This window comes from Flagellimonas abyssi, from assembly GCF_019457905.1.
Classification (GTDB): Bacteria; Bacteroidota; Bacteroidia; order Flavobacteriales; family Flavobacteriaceae; genus Flagellimonas; species Flagellimonas abyssi.
Genome location: NZ_JAHZSV010000070.1, coordinates 1 through 577 on the forward strand (window position 1 = coordinate 1; position 577 = coordinate 577).

The 577-nt window shown below is 47.7% G+C and carries 1 protein-coding gene; it reads right to left on the reverse strand.

Translation table 11 applies throughout. The annotated features are described in order from the left end of the window. Positions 1 to 570, reverse strand: a 570-nt coding sequence (locus K1F36_RS19645; protein WP_220115307.1) for a RagB/SusD family nutrient uptake outer membrane protein, incomplete at its 3' end; no start/stop codon positions are given. Positions 571 to 577 lie beyond the last annotated feature (7 nt).

A 577-nucleotide genomic window follows, 5' to 3' on the forward strand; every position in this document is an offset into this window, starting at 1 on the left:
GGTTTCAGGGCTGTCCTTTTTAAAAACCAACAGCAAATCCTCTTCCAGCCCGAACGGACCGTCATTTTCCACCTCCAGGACCTCTGTGAGGGCATTCGACCATTCTTCCCGATACAGGTAAAAGCGGGCCAAAAATGCCGTGACCGTCCAATAATTCGGTCTGTAATTGTCCACTGATTCCACTTGGGCCAACAATTCCTTTGCCAACATCAAATCTTCCAAGATCAAGATGGAAAGTGGCTCCAAATCCATACGGCCTACTTTACTGTTGATGTCAAAATTGGTCGAATCGATAAAGGGTACCGGACCGAACAGTTCCATTAAATGGAAATGAAGGAACGCCCGCAAAAAATAGGCCTCGCCCAGAAATCGATGGACATCCTCCTGCCCCAGTTCCGTGGAGTTTTGGACTCCCTCCAAAATACTGTTCGTTGCATAGATCAGTTCATAGGCCCCGTCCCAAAGCCGTTCAACACTCCCATTGGAGGATGTTAGACGGCCATTGGCAAATTCCTGTACTTCGGGCAATACATTGCTGTACAGGGTCAGTTCATCCGTATAATGTCCCATTAGATAG